The organism is Aminobacter sp. LjRoot7, assembly GCF_964252895.1.
Taxonomy (GTDB): Bacteria; Pseudomonadota; Alphaproteobacteria; order Rhizobiales; family Rhizobiaceae; genus Aminobacter; species Aminobacter aminovorans_B.
In genome coordinates this window covers 217787-232110 of sequence record NZ_CAXUPX020000003.1, presented here as the reverse complement: position 1 = coordinate 232110, position 14324 = coordinate 217787, and the positions used below count along the sequence as shown (strand labels likewise).

At 64.2% G+C, this 14324-nt stretch carries 14 protein-coding genes; 8 read left to right on the top strand and 6 right to left on the bottom strand.

Annotated elements, in window-relative coordinates; translation table 11 throughout:
• Positions 1 to 31: 31 nt before the first annotated feature.
• The 3 genes from gatC to ACSQ3E_RS10665 form a co-directional block, all read right to left on the bottom strand.
• Positions 32 to 319, bottom strand: a complete 288-nt coding sequence (gene gatC / locus ACSQ3E_RS10675; RefSeq protein ID WP_067962472.1) for an Asp-tRNA(Asn)/Glu-tRNA(Gln) amidotransferase subunit GatC — start codon at positions 317 to 319, stop codon at positions 32 to 34.
• 82 nt (positions 320 to 401) lie between these two features.
• A complete protein-coding gene (locus tag ACSQ3E_RS10670) occupies positions 402 to 818 on the bottom strand; it encodes a hypothetical protein (protein WP_436122688.1) in 417 nt (138 codons plus the stop codon).
• A 29-nt stretch (positions 819 to 847) separates the two neighbouring features.
• Positions 848 to 1555, bottom strand: coding sequence for a metal-dependent hydrolase (locus ACSQ3E_RS10665; protein ID WP_436122687.1), 708 nt, complete (start codon positions 1553 to 1555; stop codon positions 848 to 850).
• Between the two features lie 145 nt (positions 1556 to 1700).
• Here ACSQ3E_RS10665 and ruvX point away from each other — a divergent pair, with 145 nt between their 5' ends.
• Positions 1701 to 2186: a Holliday junction resolvase RuvX gene (gene ruvX, locus ACSQ3E_RS10660; RefSeq protein ID WP_436122686.1), complete on the top strand. Its 486-nt coding sequence runs from the start codon at positions 1701 to 1703 to the stop codon at positions 2184 to 2186.
• On the opposite strand, the gene ACSQ3E_RS10655 is transcribed toward ruvX, so the two are convergent.
• Together ACSQ3E_RS10655 and ACSQ3E_RS10650 are read right to left on the bottom strand one after the other, a co-directional pair.
• A complete protein-coding gene (locus tag ACSQ3E_RS10655) occupies positions 2125 to 2460 on the bottom strand; it encodes a DUF6105 family protein (protein ID WP_436122685.1) in 336 nt (111 codons plus the stop codon). The genes ruvX and ACSQ3E_RS10655 overlap by 62 nt on opposite strands.
• Positions 2461 to 2653: 193 nt before the next feature.
• A complete protein-coding gene (locus ACSQ3E_RS10650) occupies positions 2654 to 4282 on the bottom strand; it encodes an acyl-CoA dehydrogenase family protein (protein WP_436122684.1) in 1629 nt (542 codons plus the stop codon).
• Between the two features lie 184 nt (positions 4283 to 4466).
• Here ACSQ3E_RS10650 and ACSQ3E_RS10645 point away from each other — a divergent pair, with 184 nt between their 5' ends.
• From ACSQ3E_RS10645 to dprA, 4 genes are read left to right on the top strand one after another with little or no spacing between them, the layout of a single operon-like run.
• Complete coding sequence (locus ACSQ3E_RS10645) at positions 4467 to 5432, top strand: aspartate carbamoyltransferase catalytic subunit (RefSeq protein ID WP_067962480.1); 966 nt, start codon at positions 4467 to 4469, stop codon at positions 5430 to 5432.
• Positions 5429 to 6715, top strand: coding sequence for a dihydroorotase (locus tag ACSQ3E_RS10640; RefSeq protein ID WP_436122683.1), 1287 nt, complete (start codon positions 5429 to 5431; stop codon positions 6713 to 6715). The genes ACSQ3E_RS10645 and ACSQ3E_RS10640 overlap by 4 nt, the downstream gene beginning before the upstream one ends.
• 28 nt (positions 6716 to 6743) lie before the next feature.
• Complete coding sequence (gene plsY / locus ACSQ3E_RS10635; RefSeq protein WP_436122682.1) at positions 6744 to 7355, top strand: glycerol-3-phosphate 1-O-acyltransferase PlsY; 612 nt, start codon at positions 6744 to 6746, stop codon at positions 7353 to 7355.
• A complete protein-coding gene (gene dprA, locus ACSQ3E_RS10630; RefSeq protein ID WP_436122681.1) occupies positions 7352 to 8485 on the top strand; it encodes a DNA-processing protein DprA in 1134 nt (377 codons plus the stop codon). The genes plsY and dprA overlap by 4 nt, the downstream gene beginning before the upstream one ends.
• On the opposite strand, the gene ACSQ3E_RS10625 is transcribed toward dprA, so the two are convergent.
• Positions 8447 to 8731, bottom strand: coding sequence for a hypothetical protein (locus ACSQ3E_RS10625; RefSeq protein WP_436122680.1), 285 nt, complete (start codon positions 8729 to 8731; stop codon positions 8447 to 8449). The genes dprA and ACSQ3E_RS10625 overlap by 39 nt on opposite strands.
• Positions 8732 to 8933: 202 nt before the next feature.
• Between ACSQ3E_RS10625 and topA the strand changes: the two genes are divergently transcribed.
• From topA to ACSQ3E_RS10610, 3 genes are read left to right on the top strand one after another with little or no spacing between them, the layout of a single operon-like run.
• On the top strand, positions 8934 to 11546 hold the full coding sequence (gene topA / locus ACSQ3E_RS10620) for a type I DNA topoisomerase (RefSeq protein ID WP_310318284.1): 2613 nt from the start codon (positions 8934 to 8936) through the stop codon (positions 11544 to 11546).
• Between the two features lie 6 nt (positions 11547 to 11552).
• Positions 11553 to 13868, top strand: a complete 2316-nt coding sequence (gene rnr, locus ACSQ3E_RS10615; RefSeq protein WP_436122679.1) for a ribonuclease R — start codon at positions 11553 to 11555, stop codon at positions 13866 to 13868.
• Between the two features lie 2 nt (positions 13869 to 13870).
• On the top strand, positions 13871 to 14308 hold the full coding sequence (locus tag ACSQ3E_RS10610) for a DUF983 domain-containing protein (protein ID WP_436122678.1): 438 nt from the start codon (positions 13871 to 13873) through the stop codon (positions 14306 to 14308).
• The last annotated feature ends 16 nt before the right edge of the window (positions 14309 to 14324 follow it).

The window sequence follows — 14324 nt, the reverse complement described above, 5'->3', positions numbered from 1 at the left end:
TTTGATGAGAAGATGGACTGGCCGGCAGGGCCTATTCCACCACTTTCGGCACAAGGAAGAAATTCTCGTCGGTAGCAGGCGCATTGGCGACGATGTCGGCTGCCTTGTTGCCGTCCGTGACGGCATCGACACGCTTCTTCATCTCCATCGGCGTAACCGACGTCATCGGCTCGACGCCCGTGACGTCGACCTCATTGAGCTGCTCGACGAAACCGAGGATAGCGTTCAGTTCGCCGGTCATGCGCTGGGCATCGTCCTCGCTCACGGCGATACGGGCGAGATGCGCGACGCGCTTGACGGTCTTGAGATCAACGGACATCGAAATACTCCGGAAAGCCGGTAAATTGGTCAGGTCGGGCTATAACGGCGCGGCGCGCGCGGTGCAACATCGATGATCATGCTCAGGGCATGGCGACGCCATCGCACAGCACATAGGTGCCGCCATTGTCGGTCTGGCCACCTTCGGGATCGACCTGGCGCACCGAGACGAGCTCGAGCTGCGTCGGGCCGAGCTCAAGGATGGAGAGCGTGTCGGGGAACAGATGGCCGGGCTCCTGGCATACGGCTGTCACCGCCCATGCCGGCGCACGCGTTGCCCGCGTAACGTTAAGAAACTCGCAATTGTATTCGACGCTTTCGAGGCCGTCCGCCGACAGGACGAGGCTGCCGGCGTCGATCACCGACTGCAGCGAATCCTTCTTCGCCTGGGCGCAGAGCTCCTCGGACTGGAGATAGACGCCCTTGATGAAGTCGGCGGCATTGGCGGACGTGCCGAACACTGCCAACGAGGACACTGCAAGAATTCGCAAGAACTTCATGTCACCCCCTCGCGGCGCGGCCGCTACGCTCAAATATCGGTAGCCACGCCGACCTTCGGCAGCACAACCTCCACGCCTGAACCGTCGAGACCGGCAACGAACTGGTCCGCCGTCTGGTCGATGATCGGGAAGCTGGCGAAGTGGCATGGCACCACGGTCTCGAACTTGAAGAAACGCCGGCAGGCAAGGGCTGCCACAGCACCACCCATGGTGAAGCGGTCGCCGATCGGAACGATACCGATGGCCGGTTCGTGCAGTTCGTTGATCAGCGCCATGTCGGAGAAGATGTCGGTATCGCCCATATGATAGAGCGTGCGCTCTTCGGCAAAATGAAGCACCAGTCCGCCGGGATTGCCGAGATAGACGTTACCGCCATTCGGCCCGCTAACCGACGACGAATGCAACGCGGCAACGAAGGTGGTGGTGAAGCTGCCGCAATCGACGGTACCGCCGATGTTGCCGGGATTGATCTGCTTGTCGCTGACACCCTGGCCGACGAGATACATGCAGATCTCGAAATTGGCGACGAGCATGGCGCCGGTCTTCTTCAGGATCGCTGCGGCATCGCCGATATGGTCGTCATGGCCGTGCGTCAGCAGCACATGCGTGACGCCCTCGGCAGCCTGTTCCCACGACTTGCCCCATGATGGATTGCCGGTCAGAAACGGGTCGATCAGAATGGTTGCGCCAGCGACTTCGATCCGGAATGCCGAATGTCCATACCAGGTCAGCTTCATCGTTTCGGCACTCCTCGTAATTTCGTTGGCCAAAGGATAGAACGCACAAGGCCCCTTTCAAAGAGGCCGACACGCATATTCAAGGTGTTAGGGCCTGCGCTGCTCATCCGAGCGGGCGCAGCTAGCAAGTCATAGAGGAAAGCCGTTGGCTATCGTTACGATTGAACAACTGCCCGCGCTGCTGGCCGGCGGCAAGACGCTGGCCGGGCTCGATCTCGGCGACAAGACGATCGGCGTGGCGGTCTCCGATCGCGGCCTGTCATTCTCGCATCCGCGTCAGGTCATCATCCGCAAGAAGTTCACGCTCGACATGGCTGCCTTGCTTGCCATGCTGGCCAAGGAAAACACCGGCGCGATCGTGATCGGCCTGCCGATCAACATGGACGGCTCCGAGGGTCCACGCGCCCAGAAGTCACGCGCCTTCGTGCGCAATGCAGCCAACCTGACCGACTTGCCCTTCCTGTTCTGGGACGAACGGCTGTCGACGGTTGCCGCCGAACGCGCGCTGATCGAGATGGATGTCTCGCGCAAGAAGCGCGACGGCCGCATCGATTCGGCGGCTGCCGCCTTTATTCTGCAGGGTGTACTCGACCGGCTCCAGACACTCGACGCATCCCCGTCTGGGGACTAGAGCTCCAGCCCCTTACCTTCTCGGCAATCAGCTTGCGGCGGCGGAACGCCCAGATGCCCAAAAGGATGAAGGTGTCGAGGATGCAGGCCTTGCCGATCATCCACGGGATCTTGGCCGGCTCGACGCCGAGCAATTCGCCATAGAGGTCGAAGATCGCAAGATTCAGGGGGCGGCTCAGGATCGGGTAACCGAAATGGAGGTCGTTGATCGACAGGAAGTACCAGCCCCAGAACAGGACCAGCGGCGCAGCCCAAACGGCGAAAACATAGCGCATCAGACGCTACCTTTCGCCGACGGCCTGGCGGCTTCATGGCCCTGGAACTGGTTTGAAAACACCGGCATCGGGATTCCTGCTTCTTTGCAAAAGACAGTGGGCCCAGCGCCCAGCCAGCGCAACGTAAACCATTTGTTAAGGTTAATTTACCGCTCGCCGTCCAGAAATGGCACGACTTGTGTTTCGGAACGTGTCAGCCGACCTGTGGATAGAGCGTATCGATGATCAGGCGCGAATCGTGGCGCGCGTCGAGCATGCCGTAGGTACCGCGCCACTGGCCGGCGAGACGGGTCTCGATGAAGGCGTCGGCGATCCGCCCTGCCCCCATGCGGCGCAGTTCGGCCGCGGCCGCCGAGATCGCCAGCTGTTCGGTCAGGATGCGTGCCGAGCCCTCGTCCGACGATGCGACCTGCATGGCTGCGCGGAGCACGCCGAGCACGCTGCGGCCACCAGGGCCGAGGTCGCGCTCAAGGGTTGCCAGCACGTCCTCGAACAGGCCGGGCGCCCGCTGCAGCACACGCAGCACGTCGAGCGCCATGACGTTGCCCGAACCTTCCCAGATAGCATTGACCGGCGCCTCGCGATAATAGCGGGCCAGCGGCGCTTCTTCGACATAACCATTGCCGCCCAGGCACTCCATCGCCTCGTAGAGCAGCGCCGGCGCGATCTTGCAGACCCAGTATTTGACGACGGGCGTCATGGCGCGGGCAAAGGCAGCCTCGCCGCGGTCGGATGCCGCTTCATCGAAGGACCGCGCCAGGCGGAAGGCGAGCGCGGTCGCACCGGCAACGTCGAGCGCCATGTCGGCGAGCACGCGCTGCATCAAGGGCTGGTCGACGAGATTGGCGCCAAACACCTGGCGGTGACGGGTGTGGTGGACTGCTTCGGCAAGGCCGGCGCGCATGACCGCAGACGAAGCGACCGCGCAGTCGAGCCGCGTCAGCGTCACCATGTCCATGATCGTCTTGATACCGCCACCAGGTTCGCCGACCAGATCGCCAATGGCGCCCTGGATTTCGACTTCCGACGAGGCATTGGAGCGGTTGCCGAGCTTGTCCTTGAGGCGCTGGAACTGCAGCCCGTTGGCCGAGCCGTCGCTCAATATGCGCGGAACGAGGAAGCATGACAGCCCCTCGGGTGCCTGCGCCAGCATCAGGAAGGCGTCGGACATCGGCGCCGACATGAACCACTTGTGGCCGGTCAGCCGGTAGAAGCTGCCACCGGCCCGCTCGGCCTTGGTGGTGTTGGCGCGCACGTCGGTGCCGCCTTGCTTTTCGGTCATGCCCATGCCGAGCGTGAGACCTGTCTTTTCGACAGGCGGCTTCTGCGCCTGGTCGTATTTGCGCGTGGTGACGCGCGGCGCCCATTCGCGGAACAGCTTCGGGCTGGCCATCAGCGCGGCAAGCGACGCATTGGTCATGGTGATCGGGCACAAATGCCCGCATTCGAGCTGCGCGGTCAGGTAAAAACGCGCCGCCCGCACCTGGTGGCGCCGGCCGGTCTCCGTGCCGCCATTTTCCCAGACCGAAGAATGCAGGCCACCAGTGATCGAACGGCGCATCAGCGCGTGATAGGCAGGGTGGAACTCGACCTGGTCGAGACGGCGCCCCTGCCGGTCGTGCGTCCTGAGTTTAGGCACTTCGCTGTTGGCGAGCCGCGCCAGATCCTGCGCTTCATGGGTCAGCACGAAACGTCCGAGCCCGTCGAGGTCACGGCGCACGGGGTCGGAAAAGCCTTCTGCGATCTGGATCAGCAGCGGATCGCCGCGCCAGGCATTGCTGCCCGTCAGCGGAGGGGGCTGGTTCGGCACGTCCTGCGTCACGCCTTGTCCTTCATCGGTGTGGGCGACGGGCACGAATCCGCAGCCATGGCCGGCTTTATAACCGAAATGCTTATCGATAGCTTATGGCCCAGCTTGGAAGCGACGAAAATCCCGTGGGAGAACTTTCATCGATGAAATGCCGGCTTGCGGGTCACTTAAGCACAGCCTATAGCAGCGCCTTGAGATGACAGACCTATCGTCCCTGCCGCCCTACCCGCACCGCCATCTTCTTGGCATCCGCGACCTTTCTCCATTCGACATCGAAATCTTGCTCGACCGCGCCGACGCGGCCGTCTCGATTTCACGTCAGTCGGAGAAAAAGACCTCGACGCTGCGCGGTAGAACCCAGATCAACCTGTTCTACGAAGCCTCGACGCGCACGCAGTCGTCCTTCGAGCTCGCCGGAAAACGCCTCGGCGCCGACGTCATGAACATGTCGGTGGCCAGCTCTTCGGTGAAGAAGGGCGAGACGCTGATCGATACGGCGATGACGCTGAACGCGATGCGCCCCGACATTCTGATCATTCGCCACCAGTCGGCGGGTGCCGCAGCCCTGCTGGCCCAGAAGGTCGGCTGCTCGGTGGTCAATGCCGGTGACGGCGCGCACGAGCACCCGACGCAGGCGCTGCTCGACGCACTGACTATCCGCCGCGCCAAGGGCCGCATTGCCCATCTCACGGTGGCGATCTGCGGCGACATCCTGCATTCGCGCGTCGCCCGCTCCAACATCCTTCTGCTCAACGCGCTCGGCGCCCGCATCAAGGTCGTCGCACCCTCGACACTGCTGCCATCCGGCATCGCCCAGATGGGCGTCGAGGTGACACAATCCATGGCCGAGGGCCTGAAGGACGCCGACGTCGTCATGATGCTGCGCCTGCAGCGCGAGCGCATGGCCGGAGCTTTCGTACCGTCGGTGCGTGAGTATTTCCGTTACTACGGCCTCGACGCCGAGAAGCTGAAGGCGGCCAAGCCCGACGCGCTGGTGATGCACCCCGGCCCGATGAACCGCGGCGTGGAAATCGCCTCGGAGATCGCCGACGGCCCGCAGAGCGTCATCCAGGAACAGGTGGAAATGGGCGTCGCCGTGCGCATGGCGGTGATGGAAGCGCTGCTCGACCCACGCCGCAATCGCGACGGAAAGAACGCATGAGCATCACGGTTTTCCAGCGCGCCCGCATCGTCGACCCCTCGCGCGGCATCGATGAGACCGGTTCGGTCATCGTCGACGGCAAGAAGATCGTCGCCGCGGGCGCCGACGCGCTCAACCAGGGCATACCAGGTGGTGCCGAAGTCATCGACTGCGCCGGCAAGGCGATCATCCCCGGCCTGATCGACGGCCGTGTCTTCATTGGCGAACCGGGCGGCGAACACCGCGAGACGATTGCCTCGGCCAGCATCGCCGCTGCGGCCGGCGGCGTCACCTCGGTCGTCATGATGCCCGACACCGACCCTGTCATCGACAACGTCGCACTTGTCGAGTTCGTGCTGCGCACGGCCAAGGAAACCGCGTCAGTCAACATTTTCCCGGCAGCTGCCATCACCAAGGGGCTCGACGGTCACGAGATGACCGAGTTCGGCCTGCTGCGCGAAGCTGGTGCCGTCGGCTTCACCGACGGGCGCCACACCATTGCCAGTTCGATGGTGATGCGCCGGGCATTGACCTATGCCCGCGACTTTGACGCGGTGATCGCGCATGAGACGCAGGACGCCGACCTCGCCTCGTCGGGCGTGATGAACGAAGGCCTGTATGCCAGCTGGCTCGGACTCTCAGGCATTCCGCGCGAGGCCGAAACCATCCCGCTCGAACGCGACCTGGCGCTCGCCCGTCTGACGCGCGGCAATTATCACGCGGCAAAGATCTCGACCGCGATGGCGGCAAGTGCCATTTCTCGCGCCAAGGCCGACGGCGCCAAGGTAACCGCGGGCGTGTCGATCAACAGCCTGTCGCTCAACGAAAACGACGTCGGCGAGTACCGCACCTTCTTCCGGCTGGCGCCGCCATTGCGCGCCGAGGAGGACCGCATCGCGATGATCGAGGCACTGAAGGACGGTACCATCGACCTGATCGTGTCCTCGCACGACCCGCAGGACGTCGACACCAAGCGCCTGCCCTTCGCCGACGCAGCCGTCGGCGCGATCGGGCTCGAGACGCTGCTGGCCGTGGCCTTGCGCCTGCACCACAATGACGAAGTGCCGCTGTTGCGCATTATCGAAGCACTCTCGACCGCTCCGGCGAAGCTGTTTGGCCTGCCCGGCGGCACGCTGAAGCCCGGCGCGTTGGCGGATCTGGCGCTTGTCGACCTTGGCGAGCCGTGGCTGGTGCGCGAGGCCGATATCCGCTCGCGCTCCAAGAACACCTGCTTCGAAGGGGCGAGGCTGCAAGGCAAGGTCTTGAAAACCTTGGTCGGCGGACGCACAGTGTTTTCGGCCTGACGGGCCACGGGGGAGACCACATACCTTGATGCCGGATGACATTTTTCCGACGGCCATGCACGTGCTCATCGCGGCTGCCGTATTCGGCTATCTCCTCGGCTCGATTCCGTTCGGCCTGCTGCTGACCCGCGCCGCCGGCCTCGGCGACGTGCGCAAGATCGGCTCCGGCAACATCGGCGCCACCAATGTGCTGCGCACCGGCAACAAGAAGCTGGCGGCAGCAACGCTGCTGCTCGACGCGCTCAAGGGCACGGTTGCCGTGGTTATCGCCGCGCGCTGGAGCCACGACGCGGCGCTTGCCGCCGGCCTCGGCGCCTTCATCGGCCATCTCTATCCGATCTGGCTCGGCTTCAAGGGCGGCAAGGGCGTCGCCACCTATCTCGGCGTGCTGTTCGGCCTGTCGGGGCTCGGCGCGCTCGCCTTCGCCGTAACCTGGTTGCTCATCGCCTTCGTCAGCCGTTACTCCTCGCTCGCAGCACTCACTGCGGCAGTGATCGTGCCGATTGCTCTTTATATGATCGATATGCCCAAGGCCGCCGGCCTGCTGGCCTTGATGAGCCTGATCGTCTTCATCCGGCACCGCACCAACATTTCGCGCCTGCTCGCCGGTACTGAATCGCGGATCGGATCCAAGGGATGACCCAACCCGCCGCCGGGCCGCATCTCAGCGACCGGCAGCGGCTTCATTGGCTGCGCCTGATCCGTACGCCAAATGTCGGACCTGCAAGTTTTCGCGACCTGATCAACCGCTTCGGTTCCGCCGAAACGGCGATCGAGATGCTGCCCGAGATCATGATGGCCGGTGGCGCAAGCCGCCCGGTTCGCGTGCCCTCGGTGGCGGAGGCCGAGGCGGAACTGGAGTTGGCTCGCAAATGTGGCGCGCGCTTCGTCGCGCTTGGCGAGCACGACTACCCCCAGACACTCAAGCGCATGGACAATCCGCCGCCGCTGCTCGCCGTCAAGGGCACGGCCGCCGTCTTCGGCTTGCCGCCGGTGGCCATCGTCGGCGCCCGCAACGCCTCGCTCGCCGGCATCAAGATGGCCCGAACGCTTGCCTTGGAGCTCGGCCGCAACGGCTACTGCGTGATCTCGGGGTTGGCCCGCGGCATCGACACCGCGGCGCATCAGGGCAGCCTCGACACCGGCACTGTCGGCGTTCTGGCCGGCGGCATCGATCGCCCCTACCCGCCCGAAAACGCCGGCCTCTGCGACGAGATCGCCGAACGTGGCGCCATCGTCTCGGAAATGCCGTTCGGCTGGGAGCCACGCGCCCAGGACTTTCCACGCCGCAATCGCATCGTCGCCGGCTTGGCGCTCGGACTTGTCGTCGTCGAGGCAGCGCAGCGCTCGGGCTCGCTGATCAGCGCGCGGCTTGCCGGCGAGATGGGGCGCCTGGTCTTTGCCGTGCCCGGCTCGCCGCTCGACCCACGCGCCGCCGGAACCAACGGCCTGCTCAAGGATGGCGCGACGCTGGTGACCGAAGCAGCCGACATTTTGGAAGCGCTGGCGCCGCTGGTCGGCGGTCAACCATACGTCCCGCCCAAGCTCGAGGAACCACCTGATTTCACCGCAACGCCGCCGCCGGTCGACAGCGACCGCGCACGAGTGATCGAGGCGCTTGGCCCGGTTCCCGTCGAGGTCGACGAACTGATCCGTCACACCGAACTTCATCCGGCGCAGATTTTCATGATCCTGCTGGAGCTCGACCTTGCCGGCCGGCTCGAGCGCCATTCAGGCGGACGTGTTTCGCTTGTTGAGCCCGACATTTGACAAACGCTCTCCGCGGATGACATCGCCGGCCTCGACATACGCCATCTCGATCAGATAGGCGAGCATGCCGCAACGCTCCGTGTCGGCCATGATGCGGAGCTGGCCGAGCATCGACTGTATGTAGTCCAAAGTTTCGGCCCGCCTTCGCGCAGGCGCCGGTTTGTCCATGAGTGGGTCCTCTGCCGCCCCGCGTTGAGTCGCGTGATCGATGCCGATTTCGGCACCAAAATCAGGCTCAACCGGCAATGGTGGAAACGTAGCAAATCTACTAACAATTGCAATAGCGCAAAATAATATACCCTAGGTTGCAATCCTGTTCTTCACCGTCGTTTTTGACCCCTTCCCCTTGACCGGACCGAAAAGCGCGGCCATGTGACGAGCGAATTGAAAATCTTCGCCACGCGCCGTTTGCCGTTGTTTTGGCGCTTCACTGGAAAATCAGCCACATATGGACGTCGTTGTCGTCGAGTCACCGAACAAGGTGAAAAGCATCAACAAGTACCTGGGCCGGAACTACAAGGTTCTCGCCTCGTTCGGCCATGTCCGCGATTTGCCGGCCAAGGACGGCTCGGTGAAGCCGGAAGAAGATTTTGCCATGTCCTGGGCGGTCGACACCGCATCGGCGAAGCGGCTCAACGACATCGCCAAGGCGGTCAAGGAAGCCGACGGCCTGATCCTCGCAACCGATCCGGATCGCGAAGGTGAAGCCATCGCCTGGCACGTGCTCGAGGTGCTGAAGCAGAAGCGCGTGCTGAAGGACAAGACGATCAAGCGCGTCGCCTTCAACTCGATCACCAAGCAGGCGGTGCTCGAAGCCATCTCCAATCCGCGGGAGATCGATCCGCCGCTGGTCGACGCCTATCTGGCGCGCCGCGCGCTCGACTATCTCGTCGGTTTCACCCTGTCGCCGGTGCTGTGGCGCAAGCTGCCCGGCGCCCGCTCCGCTGGCCGCGTGCAGTCGGTTGCGCTGCGCTTTGTCTGCGACCGCGAGGCCGAGATCGAACGCTTCGTGCGTGAGGAATACTGGCAGATCGCCGCTACCCTCGGCACGCCGCGCGCCGAGAATTTCGAAGCCAGGCTGACCGTTTTCGACGGCAAGAAGCTGCAGAAGCTCGACATCTCCTCGCAGGCCATGGCCGACGACATCAAGGCGATGCTCGATGGCGCAAGCTTCAAGACGTTGTCCGTCGAGGCCAAGCCGACCCGCCGCAACCCGAGCGCGCCCTTCACCACGTCGACCTTGCAGCAGGCGGCGTCCTCGCGCCTCGGCTTCTCGGCGAGCCGCACCATGCAGGTGGCCCAGCGGCTCTATGAAGGCATGGAGATCGGCGGCGAAATGGCCGGTCTGATCACCTATATGCGTACCGACGGCGTGCAGATGGCGCCGGAGGCGATCGAGGCCGCCCGCGACGCCATCGTCAAGGAATTCGGCGCGAAATACCTGCCCGAAAAGGCGCGCCAGTACACCACCAAGGCCAAGAACGCCCAGGAGGCGCACGAAGCCATCCGTCCGACCGACTTCAATCGCACGCCGGCCGAGATGCGCAAGTTCCTCGATGCCGACCAGGCGCGGCTCTACGAGATGATCTGGAAGCGCGCCATCGCCAGCCAGATGCAGCCGGCCGAGATCGAGCGCACCACTGTCGAGATCGAGGCGCGCAACGGTGGAAGGACCGCCGGCCTGCGCGCCGTCGGTTCGGTCACCCGCTTCGACGGCTTCATCGCCGCCTATACCGAGCAGAAGGACGAGGATTCGGAAGACGAGGAAAACCGTCGCCTGCCCGAGATCCGCGCCGACGAAACGCTGAAGCGCGAGAGCGTCAACGCCACCCATCACACCACCGAGCCGCCGCCCCGCTATTCCGAAGCCAGCTTCATCAAGAAGATGGAAGAGCTCGGCATCGGCCGGCCCTCGACCTATGTCGCCACGCTCAAGACGCTTGAGGACCGCGACTATGTGAAAATCGAGAACCGCAAGCTCGTCCCCCAAGCGAAGGGCCGGCTGGTCACGGCCTTCATGGAGAGCTTCTTCCGACACTATGTCGAATACGACTTCACCGCCTCGCTCGAGGAAAAGCTCGACGAAGTCTCCGACGGCAAGCTCGCCTGGCGCGATGTGTTGGCGGATTTCTGGAAGGACTTCTCCGGCGCCGTCGACGAGATCAAGGAACTGCGCGTCACCAACGTGCTGGACGCGCTGAACGAAGAGCTCGCGCCGCTGGTCTTCCCGGAACGCGAGGACGGCTCGAACCCGCGCATCTGCCCGAAATGCGGCACTGGCAACCTGTCGCTCAAGCTCGGCAAGTACGGCGCCTTCGTCGGCTGCTCCAATTATCCCGAATGCGGCTTCACCCGCCAGCTCGACGGTCCCGGCGGCAATGGCGACAATGGCGGCCTCGAAGACGGCACCAAGGTTCTGGGCAGTGATCCCTACACCAATGAAGAGATCACGCTGCGCAGCGGCCGCTTCGGTCCCTACATCCAGCGCGGCGACGGCAAGGACGCCAAGCGCTCCAGCCTGCCCAAGGGCTGGGCGGCATCTTCCATCGACCACGAGAAGGCGCTCGCATTGCTGGCGCTGCCGCGCGATGTCGGCCAGCATCCTGAATCCGGCAAGATGATCTCGGCCGGTCTTGGACGCTACGGCCCGTTCGTGCTGCATGACGGCGCTTACGCCAATCTCGAAAGCATCGAGGACGTGTTCTCGATCGGCCTCAACCGCGCGGTCACGGTGCTTGCCGAAAAGCAGGCCAAGGGCAAGGGCGGACGCGGCGGTGGCACCCCTGCGGCCTTGAAGGATCTCGGCGAACACCCGGCAGGTGGCGGCAACGTCACCGTGCGCGACGGCAAGTACGGCGCCTATGTCAATTTCGGCAAGGTCAATGCTACCTTGCCGAAGAACACGGATCCGGCCACGGTGACGATGGAAACGGCACTTCAGCTAATCGCCGAGAAGGAAGCGAAAGGCGGCGGTGCCAAGAAGCCTGCCCGTGCCGCCAAGAAGCCGGCGGCCAGCGCAACCAAGAAAGCGGCCGCCAGCAAGGCCAAGAAGAAGGACTAAGCGACCGTGGCGCGAAAGATTTCCGGACGAAATGCCGGCACCAGACGCGCCGCAAGCGACGAGGTCCGAGGCAAGGACGTCTACCGCCCGTCGCGGGACGAGATTCTGCGCTACATCGCGGAGAATCCCGACCGCAGCGGCAAGCGCGACATCGCCAAGGCTTTCGCGCTCAAGAACGACGACCGCATCTGGCTGAAGCACCTGCTGCGTGAGCTGCAGGATGAGGGTCTGCTCGAGAAGAGCCGCAAGCGCCTGACGCGCGCCGGCGCGCTGCCGCATGTCGCCGTACTCGACATCTTTGGCCGTGACGCCGAAGGCACGCTGCTCGCCCGCGCCTCCGAGCAGCCGGATGGCCAGATCGTTGCCATCAAGCTGTCGCGCGGCGGCAACGGGCCGACACCTGGCGTCGGCGACCGCGTGCTGGCCAAGACCTTCCCGATCGAGGACCACATCGACGACAACGAGCCGGCCTACACCGCGCGCGTGATGAAGATATTCGAAAAGCGCAGCGACACCGCGCTCGGCATCTTCCGTATCCTCAAGGACGGCACGTTCCGTATCGAGCCGGTCGAACGCCGCCAGCCCGAACTTGTGATCGAAAAGGACCACCAGAACGGCGCCAAGGATGGCGATCTGGTCGAAGTGGTGCCGGAGCGCGCCAGCCGCTACGGCCTGCCGCGCGCCAAGGTGGTCTCGGTGCTGGGCTCGCTGACCAATGAGAAGGCGGTCTCGATGATCGCCATCCATGCCCACGACATTCCCCACATCTTCCCCGCCGACGTGATCTCCGAATCCGAGGCAGTGAAGCCGGCAACGCTCGACGGCAAGCGCGAGGACTGGCGCGAGTTGCCGCTGGTCACCATCGACCCGGCCGACGCCAAGGACCACGACGACGCCGTCTATGCCGAGCCGGATACGGACGAGAAGAATCCCGGCGGCTTCATCGTCACGGTCGCCATCGCCGATGTCGCTGCCTATGTCCGCCCGGGCACAGCGCTCGACAACGAGGCGCTGAAGCGCGGCAACTCGGTCTATTTCCCCGACCGTGTCGTGCCGATGCTGCCCGAACGTATCTCCAACGACCTGTGCTCGCTGCGCGAAGGCGTCGATCGCCCGGCACTTGCCGTGCGCATGACGTTTTCGGCGGAAGGCCGCAAAGTGCGGCACGCCTTCCACCGCATCATGATGCGCTCTTCTGCCCGCCTCGCTTATCCGCAGGCCCAGGCCGCCATTGACGGCGTGCCGGATGCGAAGACCGGGCCTATCCTGGAAAGCATCCTCAAGCCGCTCTGGGCCGCCTATGACGTGCTCAAGCGCGGCCGCGACAGCCGCCAGCCGCTCGAGCTCGACCTGCCGGAACGCAAGATCCTGCTGAAGCCTGACGGCACGGTGGACCGTGTCATCGTTCCCGATCGCCTCGACGCCCACAAGCTGATCGAGGAGTTCATGATCCAGGCAAACGTCGCCGCTGCCGAGACGCTGGAAAACAAGAAACAGAAGCTCGTCTACCGCATCCATGACGGCCCCTCGCTCGCCAAGCAGGAATCGCTGCGCGAGTTCCTCCAGACGATCGGCTTGTCGCTGGCACGCGGCGCTGCGATGCGTCCAAGCCAGTTCAACGGCATCCTCGAGCAGGTGCGCGGTGGCGACAACGAGCACCTCGTCAACGAAGTGGTGCTGCGCTCGCAGAGCCAGGCCGAATACAACCCTGATAACATCGGTCACTTCGGCCTCAATCTGCGCCGCTACGCGCATTTCACCTCGCCGATCCGCCGCTACGCCGACCTCATCGTGCACCGCGCGCTGATCGGCTCGCTGGGCCTGGGCGCCGGAGGGCTGACGCCCGCTGAAGAAGCGCGGCTGGAAGAGATTGCCGGCCTGATCTCGCAGACCGAACGCCGTGCCATGGCCGCCGAGCGCGAGACCATCGACCGCTTGGTTGCGGGCTTCCTGGCCGAACGCGTCGACGAGGCGTTCGATGCGCGCATCTCCGGCGTGGTCAAGGCGGGACTATTTGTCCAATTGCCGCAATATGGCGCGGATGGTTTCATCCCGGTGTCATCGCTCGGTGACGACTACTACCACTTCGACGAAGCTGCCCGCGCCTTGTTCGGCGAACGCACCGGCAAGGGCTACCAGCTCGCCGACCGCGTCGAGGTCAAGCTGGTCGAGATCGCGCCACTGGCCGGTGCCATGCGCTTCGAGATGCTGACCGAACCGAAGCCCCTGCCCGGTTCCAAACGGTCCTTCCACAAGACCAAGGGGCAAAGAACGCGTGCCCGCGCCTCCCAGCCACGGCGAGGACCGCGCGGCAGGAGATGACGATGGAAGAACAGGTATTCGGCGGCGACCACCACAAGGTTGCGCGTGAACCCCGGCCGGTCTGGCAAGCGATCAAGCGGGGCCTGTTCTGCAAGTGCCCGAATTGCGGCCAGGGCAAGCTCTTCGCCTCCTTCGTCAAGACCGTCGACAAATGTGAAGTCTGCCACGAAGAGATCTTCCATCATCGTGCCGACGACCTCCCCGCCTATCTCGTGGTGGTCATCGTCGGCCACATCGTCGTCGGCGCCTTCATGGGCGTCGAGGCGACCAGCACGCTCGCTTTGTGGCAGCATCTGCTGATCTGGGTGCCGCTGACGATCGTCTCGGCGCTCGCCCTGCTGCGCCCGATGAAGGGTGCCGTGGTCGGCATGCAGTGGGCGCTCTACATGCACGGCTTCGGCGGCGAAGAAGACGTGATCGAAACGCATCCCGAGGCCTGAACCAGCGCTGGCGCAA

Bases quoted from the DNA above. Each gene is read 5' to 3' on its own strand.
- gatC (WP_067962472.1), bottom strand. From the start codon at position 319: ATGTCCGTTGATCTCAAGACCGTCAAGCGCGTCGCGCATCTCGCCCGT.
- ACSQ3E_RS10670 (WP_436122688.1), bottom strand. From the start codon at position 818: ATGAAGTTCTTGCGAATTCTTGCAGTGTCCTCGTTGGCAGTGTTCGGC.
- ACSQ3E_RS10665 (WP_436122687.1), bottom strand. From the start codon at position 1,555: ATGAAGCTGACCTGGTATGGACATTCGGCATTCCGGATCGAAGTCGCT.
- ACSQ3E_RS10655 (WP_436122685.1), bottom strand. From the start codon at position 2,460: ATGCGCTATGTTTTCGCCGTTTGGGCTGCGCCGCTGGTCCTGTTCTGG.
- ACSQ3E_RS10645 (WP_067962480.1), top strand. From the start codon at position 4,467: ATGACAGACCTATCGTCCCTGCCGCCCTACCCGCACCGCCATCTTCTT.
- ACSQ3E_RS10640 (WP_436122683.1), top strand. From the start codon at position 5,429: ATGAGCATCACGGTTTTCCAGCGCGCCCGCATCGTCGACCCCTCGCGC.
- plsY (WP_436122682.1), top strand. From the start codon at position 6,744: ATGCCGGATGACATTTTTCCGACGGCCATGCACGTGCTCATCGCGGCT.
- dprA (WP_436122681.1), top strand. From the start codon at position 7,352: ATGACCCAACCCGCCGCCGGGCCGCATCTCAGCGACCGGCAGCGGCTT.
- topA (WP_310318284.1), top strand. From the start codon at position 8,934: ATGGACGTCGTTGTCGTCGAGTCACCGAACAAGGTGAAAAGCATCAAC.
- ACSQ3E_RS10610 (WP_436122678.1), top strand. From the start codon at position 13,871: ATGGAAGAACAGGTATTCGGCGGCGACCACCACAAGGTTGCGCGTGAA.